14 protein-coding genes are annotated in these 19,919 nt (G+C 64.9%); 6 read left to right on the top strand and 8 right to left on the bottom strand.

Features of this window, described 5'->3' with window-relative positions; all coding sequences use genetic code 11:
* Positions 1-3,396 (top strand): PSD1 and planctomycete cytochrome C domain-containing protein, encoded by a 3,396-nt coding sequence (locus tag K1X74_08810; GenBank protein MBX7166438.1) that lies wholly within the window; start codon positions 1-3, stop codon positions 3,394-3,396.
* A gap of 59 nt (positions 3,397-3,455) precedes the next feature.
* Positions 3,456-4,943, top strand: coding sequence for a DUF1501 domain-containing protein (locus K1X74_08805; protein MBX7166437.1), 1,488 nt, complete (start codon positions 3,456-3,458; stop codon positions 4,941-4,943).
* A 13-nt stretch (positions 4,944-4,956) separates the two neighbouring features.
* Here the strand turns inward: K1X74_08805 and recQ are convergent, their stop codons facing one another.
* Positions 4,957-6,777: a DNA helicase RecQ gene (recQ, locus tag K1X74_08800; protein MBX7166436.1), complete on the bottom strand. Its 1,821-nt coding sequence runs from the start codon at positions 6,775-6,777 to the stop codon at positions 4,957-4,959.
* A 636-nt stretch (positions 6,778-7,413) separates the two neighbouring features.
* Between recQ and K1X74_08795 the strand changes: the two genes are divergently transcribed.
* Positions 7,414-8,700: a Gfo/Idh/MocA family oxidoreductase gene (locus K1X74_08795; GenBank protein ID MBX7166435.1), complete on the top strand. Its 1,287-nt coding sequence runs from the start codon at positions 7,414-7,416 to the stop codon at positions 8,698-8,700.
* 94 nt (positions 8,701-8,794) lie between these two features.
* Here K1X74_08795 and K1X74_08790 read toward each other — a convergent pair whose 3' ends face one another.
* The 3 genes from K1X74_08790 to K1X74_08780 all read right to left on the bottom strand — a co-directional run bounded on the left by K1X74_08790 (position 8,795) and on the right by K1X74_08780 (position 11,779).
* Complete coding sequence (locus K1X74_08790) at positions 8,795-10,495, bottom strand: SDR family oxidoreductase (protein ID MBX7166434.1); 1,701 nt, start codon at positions 10,493-10,495, stop codon at positions 8,795-8,797.
* Positions 10,492-10,797 carry a hypothetical protein gene (locus K1X74_08785; protein ID MBX7166433.1) on the bottom strand — a complete coding sequence of 102 codons (306 nt, stop codon included), beginning with the start codon at positions 10,795-10,797 and terminating at the stop codon, positions 10,492-10,494. Before K1X74_08785 ends, K1X74_08790 begins: the two co-directional genes overlap by 4 nt.
* A gap of 70 nt (positions 10,798-10,867) precedes the next feature.
* Complete coding sequence (locus K1X74_08780; GenBank protein ID MBX7166432.1) at positions 10,868-11,779, bottom strand: methyltransferase domain-containing protein; 912 nt, start codon at positions 11,777-11,779, stop codon at positions 10,868-10,870.
* A gap of 351 nt (positions 11,780-12,130) precedes the next feature.
* On the opposite strand from K1X74_08780, the gene K1X74_08775 reads away from it, so the two are divergent.
* A complete protein-coding gene (locus K1X74_08775; GenBank protein MBX7166431.1) occupies positions 12,131-13,537 on the top strand; it encodes a sulfatase in 1,407 nt (468 codons plus the stop codon).
* Positions 13,538-13,610: 73 nt separating this feature from the next.
* On the opposite strand, the gene K1X74_08770 is transcribed toward K1X74_08775, so the two are convergent.
* From K1X74_08770 to K1X74_08755, 4 genes are all read right to left on the bottom strand, one after another.
* Positions 13,611-14,330: a hypothetical protein gene (locus K1X74_08770; protein ID MBX7166430.1), complete on the bottom strand. Its 720-nt coding sequence runs from the start codon at positions 14,328-14,330 to the stop codon at positions 13,611-13,613.
* Between the two features lie 4 nt (positions 14,331-14,334).
* Positions 14,335-15,543: a hypothetical protein gene (locus tag K1X74_08765; protein ID MBX7166429.1), complete on the bottom strand. Its 1,209-nt coding sequence runs from the start codon at positions 15,541-15,543 to the stop codon at positions 14,335-14,337.
* Between the two features lie 460 nt (positions 15,544-16,003).
* Complete coding sequence (locus tag K1X74_08760; GenBank protein ID MBX7166428.1) at positions 16,004-16,156, bottom strand: hypothetical protein; 153 nt, start codon at positions 16,154-16,156, stop codon at positions 16,004-16,006.
* 153 nt (positions 16,157-16,309) lie between these two features.
* Positions 16,310-17,566 carry a hypothetical protein gene (locus tag K1X74_08755; GenBank protein ID MBX7166427.1) on the bottom strand — a complete coding sequence of 419 codons (1,257 nt, stop codon included), beginning with the start codon at positions 17,564-17,566 and terminating at the stop codon, positions 16,310-16,312.
* 500 nt (positions 17,567-18,066) lie between these two features.
* Between K1X74_08755 and K1X74_08750 the strand changes: the two genes are divergently transcribed.
* On the top strand, positions 18,067-18,918 hold the full coding sequence (locus K1X74_08750) for a hypothetical protein (protein MBX7166426.1): 852 nt from the start codon (positions 18,067-18,069) through the stop codon (positions 18,916-18,918).
* Positions 18,919-19,304: 386 nt separating this feature from the next.
* The gene (locus K1X74_08745; GenBank protein MBX7166425.1) at positions 19,305-19,919 is read left to right on the top strand and encodes a hypothetical protein; all 615 of its coding nucleotides are present in this window, start codon (positions 19,305-19,307) and stop codon (positions 19,917-19,919) included.

The following is a 19,919-nucleotide window of genomic DNA, read 5'->3' as shown; positions in this document are numbered from 1 at the left end:
ATGGCGCTCGACACCGGCAAGCCGTGGCCATCTTCCCGCGCGACTCGGGACCGCATCGCTGCGCTCGTGCTGGCTACGCTGATTACCGGAGTGTGCCATGGGGCTATTGCTGAGGAGGCCGGGCATGCCGAGTTCTTCGAGCGCCGCGTGCGGCCGCTGCTGGTCGAGCGCTGCGGAAAATGCCACGGCGACGTGCCTGAGCCCAAGGGAAACTTGCGCCTCATCACGCGCGAGTCGCTGTTGCAGGGCGGCGAGCGTGGACCAGCGATCGTCCCGGGCGACCCGCCAGCCAGCCTTCTCATCCAAGCGATCCAACAGGCGCCCGACGCCGAGTTGAAAATGCCGCCGAATGGCCGGCTGAGCGACGGCCAAATCGCCGACTTGGAGCAATGGGTTCGCGATGGTGCCGTGTGGCCCGCCGCCAGCCCGCCCGGCGCAGGAGCACCGGCAAATTGGCAATTCCGCCCGGTCGAGCCGCCCGTCGTGCCCGAGGTGCAGGACCCGAACTGGCCGGCCAACGAGGTCGACCGGTTCGTCTTGGCGAAACTCGAAGCGGCGGGCCTGGCACCCGCGCCGCCCGCCGACAAGCGCACGCTGTTGCGGCGCGTCTATTTCGACTTGATCGGCCTGCCGCCTAGCCCCGCCGAGGTCGAAGCATTTCTCGCCGACGAATCGCCCGAGGCCTTCGCGCGAGTCGTCGATCGGCTGCTCGCGAGTCCGCGCTATGGCGAGCGTTGGGGCCGCCATTGGCTCGACGTCGTCCGCTACGCGGAAACGAACGGCCAGGACATCGATCGCAACAAGCCCAACGCCTGGCGATTCCGCGATTACGTCATTCGTGCCTTCAACGACGACGTGCCGTTCGACACCTTCGTGCGCGAGCAGCTTGCCGGCGATTTGCTTGAGCAGCCTCGACTGTCGCCCGACGGCCGCACCCGGTTGTCGCCGCTGGCCTCGGCCTTCTATTGGTTGGGCGAGTATCAGAATATGCCCGTCGATATGGCCGTCGCCGAGGCCGCAGAGCTCGAGGGTCAAATCGACGCGTTCGGCAAGGCGTTTCTCGGGCTCACCCTGGCGTGCGCGCGCTGCCACGATCACAAGTTCGATCCCTTGACGATGGCCGACTATTACGGCCTGGGTGGGTTCTTCGTCAGTTGCACCAACGCCATTGCGTGCACGGACACGCCCGAGACGACCGCCCAAATCGCAGCCACCGCTGAACGGCTCAAGGGCAATCAGGCCGAGATCGAACGTCTGCTGGCCACGGCGCGCGTCGAGCTGGTTGCCGACGAGCTGGCCCGGCTGCCCGACTATGTCCTGGCGTGCCAGGAGTTGGGCCTGGGCGAGGAAGAGCCCGACGCGGCAGACTGCCAACAAGTGGCAGCCCGGCGCGGACTCGATGTGGCCCGGCTCCAGCGCTGGCGCGAATTCTTGATGGCGGCCAGCGCCGACAAAGACCCCATCTGGTATCCCCTTGCCGCGCTGGCCAGCACCAAGCCGGATGCCTTCAAGCCGACGGCCCTAGCGCTTTACTGGCGGCTGGTCGACTGGCAGCCTCCTGACCCGCAGGCAACCGGTCTCGAACCGCTGCACTTGTTCGAGGGCCAGGACTACGGCGATTGGACTGTCGTCGGGCAGGCCTTTGGCGCGGGTCCGCGACGCGATGCACCGATCGACTGGTCGCAGCCCGGCGAGCAGGGCTACGCGTCGAGCGCGGGCGTCGACGCGCTCACCGGCCGCCTGACGAGCCCGCCGTTCCGTGTCACGAAGCGGTTCCTGTCGATGTACGTGGCCGGTGGCCGATTTCCCTTTCAAGCCTGCGTTAACGTCAAGTTCCACAGCCCGTTGGTGCAAGAGGCCGATGATTACACCGCCACCGGCAACGGCAGCGAGCAGTTCGAACTGCGCACGATGGACGTGCAGCCGTTTGTCGGGCGTCAAGCGATCATCGAACTGGTCGATCAGGTAAGGACCAACGGCGGGCACATCGCCGCGACCGGGTTCTTCATCTCCGACGAGCCGCCAAAGATCGAATTCCCGCCGAATATGCTCGTGGCCGATCTGCTTTGGCCCGAAGACGTCAAGAGCTATCCCGAACTGCTCCAACGCCTGGCCCAGTTGCTCGGCGACGTGCTTGGGCAATGGAAACAGGCCCTGGCCGCGTCGGGCGACCAGCCACCGCGGCGGTTGTTGCGCCCCGAGCGCGACGCGCTGCGGCGCTGGGCCCTGACGCGCGGTGGATTGCTCGATTCGGGAGCTGATCCGGCCGACAAGCTGCTGCCCGAGCAGCGCAGCCACCTCGAAGTCTTGCGTGCCGAGCGGCAGCAGCTCGAGACCGAGATGCCCGAGTCGACCCTGGCCTTGGTCGCCAAGGATCACCTGCCGCGCAATCTGCACATCCAGCGAGTGGGCAATCCGCACCACGAAGGTCCCGAGATTCCGCGCGGCTTTCCCGCCGTGCTGACGGGTGGCGCGGCGCCGCCGGCAGTGACAGGCAGCGGCCGGCTGCAGCTGGCCGATTGGGTAGCCTCGCGCGACAATCCGCTCACGGCGCGGGTCATGGTGAACCGTGTTTGGCTGCATCACTTCGGCCGTGGCATCGTCGCCACGCCGAATAATTTCGGTGCCCTGGGCGAACCGCCCACACATCCGGAATTGCTCGATTATCTCGCGACGCGCTTCGTCGCCGAGGGCTGGTCGATCAAGGCCCTGCACCGACTGCTGCTCGCGACGCGCACCTACCAACAGGCAGCCGACGCCTCGGAGGCCGCCCGCGCAATCGACCCGGACAACAAGCTCTACGCCCACGCCCGCGTAAGACGACTCGACGCCGAGTGCGTGCGCGACGAGCTGTTGGCAGTCGCAGGCAACCTGAACGACCAGATGTATGGGCCCAGCGTCCCGCTCCATGTCACCAAGTACATGCGCGGCGAGGACCTCGACTTGCCGAAATTCTCCGGGCCGATGGACGGCGACTGCCGGCGCAGCATCTACCTCGAAGTGCGCCGCAACCACCTCACACCGCTCTTGGCGGCGTTCGATTTTCCCAAGCCGGACGCGAGCATCGGCCTGCGACCGATGTCGACTGTCCCCGGCCAGGCCCTGGCGATGCTGAACAACGAGTTCGTGCACCACGAGGCGCGCGTCTGGGCCGAGCGATTGTTGCGCGAGCCCGAGGGGATCGCGGCGCGAATCGATCGCATGTTTGCCGAGGCCCTGGCCCGGGGGCCAACTGCTGAGGAGCGCACGGCGTTGGCGCAGTTTGTCGAACAGCAACTCGCCGCGCGCCGGGACGATTCGCAGCCGCCGGGCGACGACGGCACGGCCGAAGTTCGCGCGTGGACCGCGGCTTGCCATGCGGTGTTCAATTTGGCCGAGTTCGTGTTCGTCGAATAGCCGCGGCGCCTGCGCTTGCAGCATTGTCGGTGTCGCGGCACAGCCCTACGATGAATGAGATGTCCGCCGAACTTGCTGGAAACCACCGACCGCGGGTGCCGCTGGCCCGGCGCGAGCTGCTGTATCGCGCCGCAGCCGGCTTTGGGGGCCTGGCGCTCACCGGGCTGTTGGGCTGCGAGCGCCGGGAATCGGGCGCGACATCCGTTCGGCCAGCGGCGGCGCCTGCGGCGCCGAACCCGCGCCCCATCGTCGCGGGGCCATTGGGCCCGCCGGTGCCGCGGGCCAAGCACGTCATCTTTCTCTACATGGACGGCGGTCCATCGCAGATGGACCTGTTCGACCCGAAGCCGCGGCTGAACCGCGAGCACGGCGAACCGATCAAGATGCAGACGCCGGCGACAAACTTCAACATCGGCAACCGGGTGATGGGTTGCCCCTACAAGTTCGCCAAGCATGGAGCCTGCGGCGCCGACGTCAGCGAGATCATGCCGCACGTGGCCACGTGCGTCGATGATCTGACTATCATCCGTTCGATGGTCTCGGACCATGGCGAGCATGCCGCGGCCAGTTATTTCATGCATTCCGGTTCTCCGCTGCAGGGCCGCCCCAGCATGGGCGCCTGGATCAACTACGGCTTCGGCACCGAGTCGCAGGAGCTGCCGGGCTTCGTCGTGCTCGAATGCGGCATGAGCCCCTTCGGCGGCTTGAATTGTTTCAGCAACGGTTTTCTGCCGCCCGCATACCAGGCCTGCCTGCTTAGCGCCCAATTGCGCGGCGTGGCCGATCTCGAGCCTCTGCCGGATGACCGCGACATCCAAGGCGAGAAGCTGGCCGTCGTGCAAAGCCTCAACCGCCAGCGGGCCCAGCGCATCGCCAACGCCGCCTGGCTGGAGAACGTGATTGGCAACTACGAACAAGCGTTTCGGATGCAGACGGCCGTGCCGCGCGTGTTCGATTTCTCGAGTGAAACGGCGGCCACGCTCAAGGCCTACGGCATCGATCAGCCGCGCACGCAACCCTTCGGCACCGAATGCCTCGTAGCCCGGCGGCTGATCGAACAGGGCGTGCGGTTCATCGAATTGCTGCCGCCCCGGGTCGACAGCCGCGCCAATCACTGGGACCAACATTCGTATCTCGAACGGTATCATCGCCTCAACGCCGAGGCCGTCGATCAGCCGATCGCCGCGCTGATTAAGGATCTCAAACAGCGCGGGCTGCTCGAGGAGACGTTGTTGCTCTGGGGGGGCGAATTCGGCCGTACGCCCATGTCCCAAAAGCAACCCGGCGTCGAGGACGGACGCGATCACAACCCGTTCGGCTTCACCATGTGGCTGGCCGGCGGCGGCGTCAAAGGGGGCCTCGTCTATGGCGCGACCGACGAGTACGGCTACTATGCCGTCGAGAATCCGGTCCACGTGCACGACCTGCACGCGACGATTCTCTACCTGCTGGGCGTCGACCACACGGCGCTGACCTACCAATACGGTGGCCGCGACTATCGGCTGACCGACGTCTACGGCAACGTGGTTGGCGATATCGTCGCGTAACCACGCCGGCCGTTCAGCTCGTGCCCACGTCCTGCGCGCGGCGATAGTTCACCACGAGATCGATGATCGCGTCGCCGAAGGCGGCCAGCTTGTGCTGGCCAATCCCCCGTACCCGCGCGAGCGCCTCGTAGCTGGTCGGCCGCAGCCGGGCCAGTTCGCGCAGCGTGGCGTCGCCAAAGATTACATAGGGCGGTACCTCGCGCTCGCGGGCCTCAGTCGTGCGCCACTGGCGCAAGGCCTCGAACAGCCGCCGGTCGACGCCGTCCCAAGACGCCGGGTCGCGGCGATCGCCTTTCGCCGCGCGGGCCGTTCGCGGGGGCGCGGCCTGGAGCAGGCGCGGCTGCCCGTCGCCGCGCAATAGCTCCCGGCCCGTCGCCGTGAGCTGCAGCCGCCGATACTCACTTTCCTTGTTCAGGAATCCCTGAGCGACGAGTTGCTCGATCCAATCGCGGACTTGCCGCTTGTCGAAATCGGCCAGCAAACCGTGCGTGCTGAGCTGATCGTGGCGACGCGAAACGATCCGCTCGTCGTGCGACCCGATCAACACCTGCGCGGTGTAGTCGCCGCCGTAACCTTCGCCGAGGCGCACGACGCAGGAGACGATCTTTTGCGCCAGCACGAGCGCATCGGGCATTTCGTCGAGTTCGTCGAGGCACGCGTCACAGGCCCCGCAAGACGCGCCCGGCCACGCCTCGCCGAAGTACTCGACGAGTGCCCGGTGACGGCACGTGGCGCCACGGCAATAGTTCTCGATCCCCGCGAGCGTGGCCAACGCCGCTTCGTAGGCGTCTGCCGGGAGGTTGCTTTGCAGTTTGCGCCAGATCTGAAAATCGGCAGGCGAATAGAACAGCCAGCATTCGGCAGGTAGCCCGTCGCGGCCCGCGCGGCCGCACTCCTGTTGATAGGCCTCGAGCGATTTCGGCGCGGCGGCGTGAATCACGTAGCGCACGTCGGGCTTGTCGATGCCCATCCCAAAGGCCACCGTCGCCACGACGATTTCGGCCCGGTCTTCCACAAATGCCCGCTGGTTGTCGCGGCGTTCGGCGTCGGGCATACCGGCATGGTAGGGCACTGCGCGCAACCCCTCGGCGACCAGGGCTGCGCACAGCTCCTCGACGTCCGCTCGGCGCATGCAGTAAATCAGCCCCGACTCGCCGGGATGACGCTCGATGACCTGGCGGATTTGGCGGCGCAAGTCGCCGCGGCGCTGAGCGCGATACAGCAAGTTGGGCCGATCGAAACCACCTACCAGAACCGCCGGGTCCGCGAGCCCCAGTTCGCGAACGATATCGTCGCGCACGCGCGGTGTCGCCGTCGCGGTGTAGGCATGCACCGCCACGGCCGGAAACCGCTCCTTGAGCACCTTCAGCGCACGGTATTCGGGGCGGAAGTCGTGCCCCCATTCACTGATGCAATGGGCCTCGTCGATCGCGAAAAACGCCAGCGGCACCTCGCTCAGGAACTCGAGCGTCCGCGGCGTCGTCAAGCGCTCGGGCGAGAGATACAGCAATCGCAACTCGCCCGCGCGAACCTGGTCGGCGACGCGGCGACGCTCGGCGACTGTGAGGGTGCTGTTGATACAAGCCGTCGGCACGCCGCATTCGAGCAGGGCGTCGACCTGGTCGGTCATCAGCGAAATCAGCGGCGAGACGACGACCGCGAGCCCCTGCATGGCCAGCGCAGGAACCTGAAAGCACAGGGATTTGCCGCCCCCGGTCGGCAGCACGACAACCGAGTCGCGCTCGTCGAGCGCGGCCTGCATCGCCTCGGCCTGCAAAGGGCGGAATTCCTCGTAGCCCCAGTACTCGCGCAGAATTTTTCGCAGCGCGTCCACGCATGCATTCCCTAGTTCCGCTTAGCCCGGCATCCGCCGAGATGCTGAACACATATACACTTCTGCATAACTTTTTGCAATTCGGCTCCAGCGGGGGCCGCGTAGCGCCCTGGGTGCTGCCGCCGGCGCCAAACCGGAGTTCGCGGTATCGTTCGCGCCCCAACAGGCGATCACGCGGAACACCTTGGGCGCCGCGCGTTCGCACGGCAAGCACGTCACGTAACGGGCGCCTCGGTAGGCGACTCGTAGGACGCTCGCCATGCTCGCCGCAACCGATGCAGGCGCCGAGGCTGAACACGCGACATGACGCTGTGAGCGGCAACGCGCAGCCGCACACCACAAGATCGACTCCGAGTGGTCACGGGCTATCACCGCGGCTCGTGCCGGCCAACGTTTGGCCCCCGGGTTGAGTGTCTCCCCCGGGGTGGATGCATTTGGCTTCCGGGGGAATTAACATACTTGCTGGTTGCGGCGGCCGATCGACCTTGGACGCCGCGCCGGCCCGTCCGCCGGGTCCCCGCCCGAATATTCTTGAGGGAGAGCGCATCCGTGTTCGAACCGTCTTTCACCGAATTGAACCGCCGCCAGCTGCTCCGCAGCGCCGGCCGCGTAGCCGCCGCCTCGACCTTGGCCAGCATGGCGATTCCCACCGTGCATGCGGCCGACAGCAACACGATCCAGCTGGCTCTGGTGGGCTGCGGTGGGCGTGGCTCGGGCGCGGCGGTCAATGCCCTCAGCTCGCCGGTCGGACCGACGAAGCTCGTGGCCATGGCCGACGTGTTCCCCAACAAGCTCCAGGCCGCTTACGACGCACTGCACGGGGCTCACGAGCCCCAGGTCGATGTGCCCGAGGAGCGGCGGTTCATCGGTTTCGACGGTTACCGTTCGGCGATGGACTGCTTGAAGCCGGGCGACGTAGTAATCTTGGCCACGCCGCCGGCCTTCCGCTGGGTGCACTTCCAGTATGCGATCGAAAAGGGGCTCCATGTGTTCATGGAAAAACCCGTCTCGGTCGATGGTCCGAGCACGCGGCGGATGTTGGCGCTGGCCGAACAATCGGTCGACAAGAACCTCAAGGTCGGCGTCGGCCTGATGTGCCGTCATTGCCTGGCGCGGCGAGAATTGTTCGATCGCATCCAGATCGGAGAGATGGGCGACCTGATCATGTTGCGGGCCTACCGCATGGCCGGTCCCACGGCACATGCCTTCTGTGGTCCGAAGCCTGCGGACATGAGCGAGTTGCTCTACCAGATCCAAGAATTCCATGCGTTCCTGTGGGCCAGCGGCGGCGCTTATAGCGACTTCCTGATCCACAACATCGACGAATGCTGCTGGATGAAGGATGCCTGGCCGGTGGAGGCCCAATCGTGCGGCGGCCGTCACTATCGCGGCGACTACGTCGATCAGAATTTCGACTCGTACAGCACCGAATTCACCTTTGCCGACGGGACCAAGCTGTTCCTCGACGGCCGCACGGTCGAAGGGTGCCACGACGAGTTCGCCAGCTATGCCCACGGCACCCGGGGCTGCGCGATCATCTCGACCGCCGGCCACACGCCGGCCAAGACCCGGATGTTCAAGGGCCAGAATTTCGATCGCGGCAAGCTCGTCTGGAAGTACGGGCCGCCGGAACAGAATCCCTATCAATTGGAATGGGACCACCTGTTCACGGCGATTCGCGAAGACAAGCCCTACAACGAGGCGAAGCGCGGCGCCGAAGCGAGCCTGGTCACGGCGATGGGCCGGATGTCGGCTCACACCGGTCATGTGATCACGTTCGACCAGATGCTCAATTGCGAGCACGAATTCGCCCCGAGCGTCGATCGTCTGACGATGGACGGCCCGGCGCCGATTCTGGCCGACGCCTCGGGCCGGTATCCCGTGCCGCAACCGGGCATCAACAAGACGCGCGAATACGCCTGATCTGGTTTCCGCGATTCGTACCGGCAGCCGGCTCTCGCCGGCTGCCGTTTTTTTTTGGCCGGCGGCAATCTGGCCGCCAGTTGTCAACGACGTTCTAGGAGTTCGTCCCCGCCGGTTCGCTCTTGGCGACGGCCTTGCGTGTGCGCGCCCCCAACGGGGCGACGACCGGCCCGACCAGCAAGGTGTCGTCGGGCTGGTTGAGCATGAATAGGATGACCTCGGCGATGCGCTCCGGCGCCAGCGCATCGGTAGGCGGGGGCACGGGGTGATTCTGCTGCCAGATCGGCGTATCGACCGCATCCGGCAGCAGCGTCATCACCTTCACGCCGTATGTACGGACCTCGTCGGCCGCCGATTGCGACAGGCCGATCACGCCGAATTTCGAGGCGCAATAGGGCCCGTCGTGCGCGCGGCCGCGCAGCCCGGAGACCGAGGAGACATTGATGATATTCCCCCGGCGCTGCTGCACGAGCGTCGGTAGCACAGCGCGATTGGTGAGAAACACGCCCTTGAGATTGACGTCGATCACTTCCTGCCATTCGTCGCAGGTCACCTTGACCAGCGGTTTGGGCGGAGTGCCTCGTTTGCGCAGAATCCCGGCCGAGGCGACCAAGGCGTCGATCCGACCGAAATGTGCTAGGGTCGAGTCGGCCATGCGCTGACAGTCGGCCTCGCTGCGCACGTCCATCGCAATCCCGAGCACGCGTTCGGCTGCGAATGCCTCGGCCAAGGCCGCCGTACACGCCTCGACCCGTGCGGCATCGACGTCACAAATCACGGCCTTCCCACCATCGGCCAACACCGCTTGCGCCGTGGCCAGGCCGATCCCTCCCGTGCCACCGGTGATGATGACCACCTGGTCTGCCAACGAGTTCATTTCCGCGGTTACGTGAAACATCTCGGTTGCTCTCCTCTTGATCGACGGCCAAGCGCCGTCGTGTACCGCCGCCGCGTGGACATCATTGGTCCGACCACTGTCCGGCGCGCTGCCCGAACGCGAACGGGCCGCCCCTGCCGACTTTGCGCCCCGCCATCCGGTGCCCGCCTCGATGGAAAGCGGTTCGATGACTGGCGTTCCGAGGTACACTTCCGGCGGCAACGCGAGCATCTGCACGATCATCTGGGCTACGCGGTTGCACGACGGCAATTGCGTGGGAGGCGGCAGCCCCGATTGGTTCCAAACACCGCCCGTAAACATGCCGGGCAACAGCGCCTGCACGCGAACGCCCGCGCCGCGCACTTCGGCCGCCAGCGCCTCGGTCAGGCCCACGATGCCGAATTTCGAGGCGCAATACGGCCCATCGAAAGCCAGGCCCACGCGGCCTGACAGGCTCGAAAGATTGACGATGTCGCCGGAGCCTTGCTGCAACATGGCGGGCAGCACGGCCCGATTAGCCAGGTAGGTGCCCGTCAGATTGATATCGAGCACGCCGGCAAATTCGGCCAAGGGCATGTGCGCCAAGGGGCATAAACGCGCACCGGGCGTGCGCAGGATGCCGGCCGCGTGCACCAGGGCGTCGATCCGCCCGTAGCGGTCAACCACTTGCGCGGCCAGGTGCTGCATGGCCGCTTCGTCTTGCACGTCGAGCGACAGCGCGACGGGCGGCGCCGCATCGCGCGGCGCGACGTTGGCCGCGTCGGCCGCCGCGCGGATCAAACGTTGCTGGTTCCGCGCGACAATCACGAGCCGCACGCCCAGCCGCGCCAACGCGAGGCAGGTTTCGTAACCGATGCCCGCGCTGCCGCCGGTGACGACCACGACGCGGTCGCGCAGCCGCGCCCAGGCGGAACTCATGACTGCAATTCCGTCAGGGCGTGGTCGAGAAAATCGACCACCTGACCGACCGTCAGCTCGTCGACGTAGCGGCCATCGCTCATCAGCAGTCGCTCGAAGGGAAAGTCGCGGCGATGAAAGCCCTCTTCGAGGGCCACGATGAATTGCACGACGTCGATCGACTCGAATGACAAGTCGCCGATCAGCCTCGTGTCCGCGCCGATGCCGCGGTCGTCGCCCAGGTCCCAGTCGGCCGTTAACCGCTGCACGATCTCGACGACCTTGTGCAACAGCTCTTCCCGGTCGGGCAGTACGTTGTTCATCCGACGATGTTTCCTTTCCACAAGTAATCAAGCACGGTTGCAGACGTTGACTGCCGGTGGCCGTGGGGGATCAAGGCTTGCGGGCCCAGATTTCGAGCCACAGGCGCGGCAAGGTCTCGACGCCCTGCAGCTCCAAGGCTCGGGCCGCCGTCGACTGCAAGGCCCGGCTGGCCTCCTCGACGGGATAGCCGCTCATCACGGCTTCGACCAGACCGCCGTAGGCCGCCAGGGCCGCCAGGCAGCGGGCATCCATCATCACCATGCGCTCGTGCACGTCGATCGGCTCGAGTCCGGCGGCGCGCAGCTCGGCGCACCACTCCTCGGCGCTCAGCCAGCGGTTCTGAAACGCCCCTCGCGACGTGCCGTGCCGACGCTTGATGAGTGGCTCTCCGTTGGCCTCGCGCCGTTGATTCTCTTCGCCCACAAACGCCAAGGCCGCGCGCAGCCAGTCGACCGTGTGACGCTCGGTGCCCGGCGGGTAACAGCCGGCATAAAAGCCCGTGTTCATCCCGAAAATGCCGCCGGGCTTGAGCACGCGCGCGGCGGCGCTCAGAAAGGCCCGCCGATCGGGCAGCATGTGAATGGCATTGGCAATCGTGACGCAGTCAAAGGAATCTCGCGGAAACCGCAGATCCTCGCCCGAGGCCAGCGCGAGCGTCACCACGGGCTTGTTCGCAACGCAATCGTCGGTCAGTTCGAAGCCGCTGCGGACCTCGTATCCCAACTCGTGCCATAGCTGCGTAGAAAGGCGAATCTGCTCTGGATCGATGTCGACGCCGTACAAGTGAGCACGCGGAACCTGGGCCGCGAGCAGTTGACTGACCGCGCCGGTGCCACAGGCAACGTCGAGAACGCGGTGGACTTGCTCGCGGATGGCCTCGGTCAGCGGCAGGCGATCGATAAACGCCCGGTTCGCCTCGATGTACTCGGGCTCCTTGCTGAAGGGCTCGTAGGTGTGGCTGACCGTCTGCACTTGCACCATGGCGCAACGTTCCCAACCAGCGATAGTTTTCACGGCTGCCGCGGGCGCCGACGGCGCTTGCGCGGCGAAGGCGTGGGCCGCTATACCTGTTTCAATCAACGAGAACCTGAAAGAGGGGACAGCCACCGGCAAGAAACCTCCCGAACGCGGTCCTGGCGCACGGTGCTTTCACTGTGCGGGAAAATTGCGCTGCCAGACAACGGCCTTCGCGTGGGTGGGGTCGCACCGCCACAGCAGCTTGGCATGCAAACACCCAGCAGGCTTGACGCTTGATCGCCAGGTTGCGGTTAGGCACACTTGCGCCTCAGGTCGTAAGACGGCCGCACGGTGCGACGATCAGGTGAAGGCCCCATGCGTTCAGCGATTATCGTTTTGCTGTTTGGCCTGGCCGCGAACACGGGCCAATCCCCGCTCCGCGGCGCCGAGCCCCGGCGGCCCAACATGGTCTTCGTCCTGGTCGACGACCTGCGGTGGGACGATCTGGGCTGCGCCGGGCACCCGTTCGTCCGCACGCCGCACATCGACCGCATTGCCCGCGAGGGTGCCCGATTTCCCGATGCGTTCGTCACGACGCCGCTGTGCTCGCCGAGCCGGGCAAGCTTTCTCACCGGGCGCTACGCTCACGCCCATGGGATCACCGACAACACCGACCGCAGCGAGGCCAGCCACCGCCTGGCCACGTTTCCGCGCCGGTTGCAGGAGGCGGGCTACGAAACGGCCTTTGTCGGCAAATGGCACATGGGCAACACCGACAGCCCGCGCCCAGGCTTCGATCACTGGGTAGCGCTGGCAGGGCAGGGCACCTCGCTCGACCCCAGGTTGAACGTCAACGGAACCGTCCGGCCGACCACGGGCCACGTGACCGACGTGCTCAACCGGGCGGCCGTCGAATTTCTAGAGCGCGAACACGCCAAGCCCTTTTTGCTATATCTGGCGCACAAGGCGATTCACCCCGAGACGGCACAAAGGGCCGACGGCACGTTGACGGATCCGAACGCCTCGAACTTCATTCCGGCCGAGCGGCACGCGCGCCTGTTTGAGCAGGCGACGATTCCTCGCCGCGCGAATTTCGGATTCCCGCCCGCGGACAAGCCGGCCTTGAGCCGTCCGATCGAAGGCTTACCTCCCTTGGGTCCGGCGACGGTCACGACCGACGAAGCGATCCTCGGACGCCTGCGGATGCTGGCCGCCGTCGACGAAGGCGTGGGGGAAATCTTCCGCGCGCTAGCCGACAAACAGTGCCTGGACGACACGGTCGTCGTTCTGGCCGGAGACAACGGCTACTTCTACGGCGAGCATGGCCTGAGCGTCGAGCGACGGCTCGCGTACGAGGAATCGATCCGAATTCCGCTTTTGGTGCGGTATCCGCGTCGCATTGCGGCCGGGTCACAGCCACGCGTCATGGCCCTCAATATCGACCTGGCGCCGACGCTGTTGGAGTTTGCCGGCGTGACGCCCGCCGGCCCGGTCGATGGCGTCTCGCTCGTGTCGGCGCTGGCGGGCAAACCCACATCCGGCCGCGACGACTTCTTGATCGAGTACTACACGGACAAGGTCTTTCCGCGGATGGATCACATGGGCTACCGCGCCGTGCGCTCGCAGCGCTGGAAGTACATCCACTACACCGAGCTCCCCGGCATGGACGAACTCTACGATCTGCAGACCGATCCATTTGAACTGAGTAACCGCGCGACCGCTCCCGAGGCACAGCCCGAATTGCAGCGGCTTCGCCAGCGGCTCGACGCGTTCGTGCCGTGAGCTGATCACGACTCGTCTGCCGGTCGCCCGCCCGCAAGGAACGCCGCGGTCACGGTTTCGCCGTCAATGTTTCTCAGTGCTTGCGGCGAATGATCCACGCGATCGCAACGGCGGCCACAAGGGCCAACGCCTGGGCCGACGGCTCAGGCACAAGCGTCAGCTCGACGGACAGATTGTCGATGCCCCAAAGTTCAGGGTTCGCACTGCCTTCGTAAGTCTCGCCGCTGCCATACCAGTCGATTCGCAGCGTGCTCGACGTGTGGGGGATTTGCTGAAACGCGGGTTCCAGATGCATGTCGAAGGCAAAGTCACGCCAGCCGGTGGTGCCACCCCAGTAATAGTCGAGCCCCAACAACGTCGTGAAGAAGTTCGGATAATTGGTGAGCTGACCGGAAACGAGCCCGAAGTAATAGTTGAAGTACGACACGCCATCGATGTCGACATGAAAGTAATCGGCACCCAGCTCGTAGCCGAGGCCATCCCAGGTCTCGAGAATCGCCAACAGGAAACCGACGCTCACCTGGGTGTGCGGCGGCAGGTTCGTCAGCTCGAGCGTTGTCTTTTGAGCAGGGTTGCCGCCGGACCCATTGATCAGAAAATCGTCGCCAAAGACGTCGGTCCCGGTGCCGAGCCCCGCGAGGTCCTGAACATCTACAAGAGTCGCCACCCCGGAGATTTCCGGTGAGAGCGACGAAAAGTCGGTCACGAACACGATCGTTCCCGCAGCACACGGCGCAGTACCCAGCAGCCAGGCGACAATCAAGAGTGTCATCGCTCCGATGCGCATTGCCATGTGCCTAATCGACTCCTGGCGGGGCAACACCGCGGGTTCGAATTGCCCTTCGGCGCAGACACGGCACGATGCCGGCAACGGCCACCAGCGCCAGCACCCAGCTCGCGGGCTCGGGCACGGCGGTCGCTGCGACATAGCCTTCGAGCCTGAGCCCCATGGGACTTGGCTCGTCGAAGGCAGGATTGCCGTTGGTAATCTCAAACCGTAAGTGATTGATGCCTGGGAGAAAATCTCCGAAACCCAAGAACTCGGCAAGGCCTTGCCAATTCGAGAACTGACTATTCAGACTCGGGTTTTCCCATAACACCACGCCGTTCAGCCAGATGCGCACGAGTCGATCATCGGCGGCAAATCTCAAATCGCGCAGTGACGCCGAGAGCGGATCGTACCCCGTCAGATCACAATCAACGTCATAGAAATAAGTGCCCGGATCGCCGAATACGGAACCCGGAATCGGCCCTGGCGAAGCGATACCAATCCAGCGGGATGCCTCGGACGCATCATCCGGCAACCAGGAATGCGTCAGATCGACGACTTGAGGCGCAAGGCCAGGATTCTCCGCGGACTCGCTGCCAAACAAAAACGTCTCATCCGCGGCGCCGAGTGGCAGCCGCTCGCCGGTCGTTTCATCGATGCCCGTGTTCAAGCTGCATACGACGTCGCTACCCGGCTGGGGCCGTGGTGGGAGCGGCGGATGCGCGATGTGAAACTCGCCGTGGAATCGGGCCCAGATCTGCAGGGCGCTCACGTCAATGATGGGCGTGGAGATTGCGTCCACGAAAACATTCGCCTCCGCGTCGCTCGTATTGCCGCCGGGTCCAATATCGGCCGTGCCGTGGAACGGTTCGCTGAGGGTGTACGACGGATTTGCGACGAACGGATCCGCGGTAAAGTCCAACTCGAATGGCAAGAAGTTGCCGACCAGAGCCGCAATCGGGCCTTGCGGATTCGCAATCGTCACTTGCCCCTGATTGAAGGCCAGCCTCACAGCGTCGTCGTAGGGAAATTCGAACACACCGTTGGTGACGTTCTTCGACTCCAAAGTGTAAAAGTCGAAGCCGATGTCCGTAAAGTCATAGTCGACGGTGCCGAGCACCCCGAGATCGGCTGTGCCCGAAAGATGCACCAAGGAATACGCCGAGTGGACAAACCCCAGCGACCCCGTGCCCGTGTTGTCGAGCGACAGTTCGATGTCGCTCGATCCGGTGATCAAACCTGGACTCACGCTCGCCAGCAAATTGTCGTCGCCAGGTTCGCCAAGAAACAGGTCGAAGCCGAGATTCGAAACGAGCGGGTGCTGGGCCGTGGTAAAGGTATCGATTGCCTGTGCCGGCTGGGCTACGACGGCGGCACACAAGCTAAACACCACAAGCAACTGGCGAAACATAGATACCCCCTGAGATTTGCCTGGCATCCGTCGCCGCTGGCATGCGGCGAAGCGAGGCGAAAAGCAAGCTGGCTACTGGAGCAACGCGATCAAGAAAGACGCGGAGAACCGGTTCGCAGTAGCATTTCCCAAGGGGAGAGAAGGTGTTGTCGGGCGAGACGGTTAACCTAGCACTGCGCTTCGCGTGGATCAAACAATGAACAGCGCGCGGCGTGGGGGGCTGAAACAGAACGTGCCCCCCAGAAGAACTGAGGCGCTCGCGCTGCGGCGCGCGATGTTAGCGATGTTAGCGCGGAATCTGGAAATCCGCACCGCCCCTGCCTGGCGGCCGCAACAGGGCCTCGCCCAAATCGCCATAGTAAAACCAACGCACCGCGATCGCCGCGACAATCACCAGCACGGCGGCGGCGACTTGCAGGACGAGCTTCTTGCGCTGCATGGCGGCCCCCCCTTTGCTCGGTGGCACCTGGCCCCGCCACGCGCCACTCGTCACGAGGCAGCACTCACCACTGCCCGTTCGCCAGCATTGGACACCGCCGGAGAACGCCCGTCCAGTCGCAAGACCCGGGCCACTCGATTGGCGCGTTCTTGCCTACCGCCGGAAGCCGGCCGACGCCGCGACGCCGAGCAACTGGTGCAGGGCGTCGTCAATCTCCGGCGCTTCCGATCCCAAGTAGACGCCTGGCAGGTTCCACCATTGGGCCTCGAACACGACGCGAACAAAGGCATTGCCGCCGCCATAGGCCTGGCTCAGCGGCGTGTTCCACTCACCGCCGGCTTGCAATTCGCCGATCCACATGGCGTCGTTGTTGCTGCCCGCGAACTGCAGCATGCCAAAGTCGTTGAGGTCGAGGTCGCCCGCGCCGACCGGTACCGCTTCGATCACGGTCGCGTTGACGTTGGCCTGGTTGTCTCCCCACAGCACGGCGCCGCGCAGATTGCACACCGCCGCGAATCGCGATTGGGCGATGGGCCGCAGTAGGTCGACGCCAAAAGTCAGGCCTGTCCCTTCGTAGGAGCGATCGAATTGTTCCAAAATCGCCGAGGCGTCGTCACCGCCGCCGCCGCCGAAGTCGAAGATCGAAAACAGGATATTTGCGTCGCGGCGCAAGCGTCCGTGCCGGGCACCCAAGTAGAGCCAGCCGTTGACTTGCTCGACATGGAAGGCTCGCGTCAACTCCAGGTCAACCGTCCACATCTCCAGGCTGTTGCTGTACGTCTGCGCGACCGCCTGGTCCTCGTCGTCCGCCGTAGCAATGCTGCGCTGCTGCTCGCCATCCAAGCTCCAGTATCGCCCGCGCACGCCCCAGCCGGACTGAAACTGGTACTGCGCCCACACGCGCGGCGCAGCCTCGAAATCGTATTCTCCGATCGGATCGATCGAATCGTCGTCCTTGATATCGGGCTTCAGATAGGTCGCCTCGACGCCGGCCGCGAGCCCGAAGGGCTGGAAACATCCGCAGCAATCACCGACCAGCTCGCAGCAGCCCTCCATCGAGCAGCAATCTCCGCTGCAGCAACCTCCCAGATTGCAACCGCACGCACCGCCACAAGACGTGCCTCCGGGGTCGTCGGTCGCGAAAGTCGCGCCGCCCTCGCCATCGATCGACGACTCGGGCTGCATCAATTCTTCCGAGGAGTTGCCCGGGGCGACGTCTTCTTGCAGCGTATGCCCCGTGCGGTGGACGGTGTCGAAACCGATCTGCCCTGGCGTTGCCGCAGGGACGTCGGTTCGTCGTATTGGTCCGGCCTCACGGCGCACCGCGGTGCGATTTGTTCCTTCGGCGGCCTGCGCCGCCCCGGCGATTACGGCGGTGCAAGCAACAGCAATCGACAGCGCAAGACGCATGCCCATGATTCGCCCCCCTTTGGCGATGCACATGGCGAAACAAGACGAGAACCACGGGGATTGGGCGAGGACCTCAGGGGGTCAGAAAAGACCCCTCCCACGGCCGGCCCTATCCCCTACATTCGTCAATGTCGGCAGTGCCAGTCGCGAGGCTTAACGGAATCTTAAGGCCTACGAAAACTTTGCGGCCAATCCGCCGTTGCGCCGGCCAGGTGCTGGCGTGACGATCTCTGTTCGCAGTAAATGCCACCGCGAGCATTGGACGGCGCCGGTGTGCGAAGTCGGGGCGTTTCCAGCCGGCAACTCCCAAACGCGATTCTCGTGGCGGATGGCGTCGCTGTTTATCGCTTCCCTGAATGAGAACGGCGGGCCAAGTTGACGCCTGCCTGCAGCGCTCCTGCCAGTCCTGCTTTGGGCTGGCCCACGGGACGTGGGGGTCCCGTGCGCTGCTGGGCGCGCGGCGTCATGCGGGGGCTCTTCTGCGAAGGGACTGAGAGGTCATGCGCCGTTTTTTATCACGCTCGTTTCGTTCGGCCCCGGGGCGGGCCGAGATGCTCGAACCCCGGCAAATGCTCAGCGCGACCACGTTCGAGTCGGAACCCAACAATTCGGGGGCTACGGCCGACGCCGCTCAATTCGACCCTGCCGACGGTGCGGTGTCCTTGCTGGGCGTCATCGCCAATCGACGCGACCAGGACTACTTCAGGATTACGGCCGCCGCGGCGGGACAGGTGCAGCTCGACGCGCTTGGCGACCTGGGCCTGGCAGCCAAAGTCGAAGTCCAAAACGCGCAAGGCCTCGACATCTTCGAGACCGAGCCGAACAACGGCGTTAACGCAGGCAGCTTTGCGGTCAGCGCCGGCGAGACCTACACGATTCGCGTTCGCGGCCAGAACAAGACGACCGGCGTCTACGTGGTCGACTTGAAACTCGACGCCGACCCGATCGCCCCGCCACCGGGAAGCGGCGGCGGCACAGTCGATCCGCCCCCTGGTACTTTGCTGACCGAGACGGAACCTAATGACCGCGAATCGCAAGCGAATCTCGCTGCCCTGGGGTCCGACGGCAAACTGACGATCCAGGGCAACTCCACCAGCGACCGCGACAAAGACTATTTCCGGCTGACGCCCCAGTCATCGGGCAGGCTGCAAATCGACGTGCGCGCCGACGGTGGCCAGATTGCCAAGGTCGAAGTCACCACGGCATCGGGCGTCAAATTGCTCGAGACCGAGCCCAACCACGGAGTCAACTCCCTCTCGATCGACGTTGCGGCAGGGCAGACGTACTTCGTCCGCCTGCGATCGCCGAACTCTGCGCCTGCTCCTTACCTCGTCGACCTGGCACTGGCCTGACCGCGTCCTGCCACGCCGACGCAAACCGCTTCAATCGCCAGCAGCGCTTCCCGCAGCGGCGGGTGGACCAGTTCCCAGGGTTCATCCGCTGCTGTCTTTTTTTCACGGGCTGCTCCGGCGTTCTTGTCAGGGAAACTCCCACCACCTGAAATGCCGCCACGAACAGGGTTTTCGTTGACGGAGCGTTTACAGCCGGACTATAAAAGTTCAGGTCCGAACCGCGGATTCAACCGCCCTGCGCAGCCTTTTCCGGTGGTTGTGGTTCGGACTCGTGGGGCGCGACGTTTCTCGTCTGGTTGTTCGACATCCGGGCGCGCAAGGGGGGTAGCGCGGCTCGCATGGCGGTCGGCGGCCGACGAACCGACTTCTCCTTTGGCCCAACTGGCATGGCGACGCCCGAAAGCGACACGGCCTCCGGTGGGGAGGAGCACGCGTCCGACCGGTCGCTGTTGCGCCGGCTGCAGGCCGGAAATGCCGACGCCGCAACGCAGATCTACCTGCGCTACGCCCGCCGGCTGCAGGCCTTGGCCAAGGCGAACGTCGCCACCGATCTTGCCGCCCGGGTCGATGCCGACGACATCGTCCAATCGGTGTTTCGTACCTTTTTTCGACGCGCCGCGCGCGGCGAATACGAAGTGCCCGAAGGCGAAGAGCTGTGGAAGCTCTTGCTCGTCATCGGGCTCAACAAGATTCGCACCGTGGCAGCGTACCACCGCGCGGCGAAGCGCGACGTCGGCGTTTCGCTGGGCGGCGGATCGTTGGTGATGGCCTCGGACGAGTTGCCTTCGGGCGACGAGACGTCGCTGGCGATATTGCGGATGGTCATCGATGAAACCCTCGCACAACTACCCGCGACGCATCGCCAAATTCTCAATCTGCGCATCGAAGGCCACGAGGTGGCCGATATCGCGGCGCAGGTGACCCGTTCCAAGCGATCCGTCGAACGAATCCTGCAAGAGTTGTTACATCGCCTGTCGTCGGCACTCCAAGCGCACGATTGA

This window comes from Pirellulales bacterium (genome assembly GCA_019694435.1).
Taxonomy (GTDB): Bacteria; Planctomycetota; Planctomycetia; order Pirellulales; family JAEUIK01; genus JAIBBZ01.
This window is presented reverse-complemented; position numbering and strand designations above follow the sequence as displayed.

Bases quoted from the DNA above. Each gene is read 5' to 3' on its own strand.
- K1X74_08785 (MBX7166433.1), bottom strand. From the start codon at position 10,797: ATGAACAACGTACTGCCCGACCGGGAAGAGCTGTTGCACAAGGTCGTC.
- K1X74_08760 (MBX7166428.1), bottom strand. From the start codon at position 16,156: ATGCAGCGCAAGAAGCTCGTCCTGCAAGTCGCCGCCGCCGTGCTGGTG.
- K1X74_08750 (MBX7166426.1), top strand. From the start codon at position 18,067: ATGCGCCGTTTTTTATCACGCTCGTTTCGTTCGGCCCCGGGGCGGGCC.
- K1X74_08810 (MBX7166438.1), top strand. From the start codon at position 1: ATGGCGCTCGACACCGGCAAGCCGTGGCCATCTTCCCGCGCGACTCGG.
- K1X74_08775 (MBX7166431.1), top strand. From the start codon at position 12,131: ATGCGTTCAGCGATTATCGTTTTGCTGTTTGGCCTGGCCGCGAACACG.
- K1X74_08805 (MBX7166437.1), top strand. From the start codon at position 3,456: ATGTCCGCCGAACTTGCTGGAAACCACCGACCGCGGGTGCCGCTGGCC.
- K1X74_08795 (MBX7166435.1), top strand. From the start codon at position 7,414: ATGGCGATTCCCACCGTGCATGCGGCCGACAGCAACACGATCCAGCTG.
- K1X74_08745 (MBX7166425.1), top strand. From the start codon at position 19,305: ATGGCGACGCCCGAAAGCGACACGGCCTCCGGTGGGGAGGAGCACGCG.
- K1X74_08780 (MBX7166432.1), bottom strand. From the start codon at position 11,779: ATGGTGCAAGTGCAGACGGTCAGCCACACCTACGAGCCCTTCAGCAAG.
- K1X74_08770 (MBX7166430.1), bottom strand. From the start codon at position 14,330: ATGGCAATGCGCATCGGAGCGATGACACTCTTGATTGTCGCCTGGCTG.
- K1X74_08755 (MBX7166427.1), bottom strand. From the start codon at position 17,566: ATGCGTCTTGCGCTGTCGATTGCTGTTGCTTGCACCGCCGTAATCGCC.
- K1X74_08790 (MBX7166434.1), bottom strand. From the start codon at position 10,495: ATGAGTTCCGCCTGGGCGCGGCTGCGCGACCGCGTCGTGGTCGTCACC.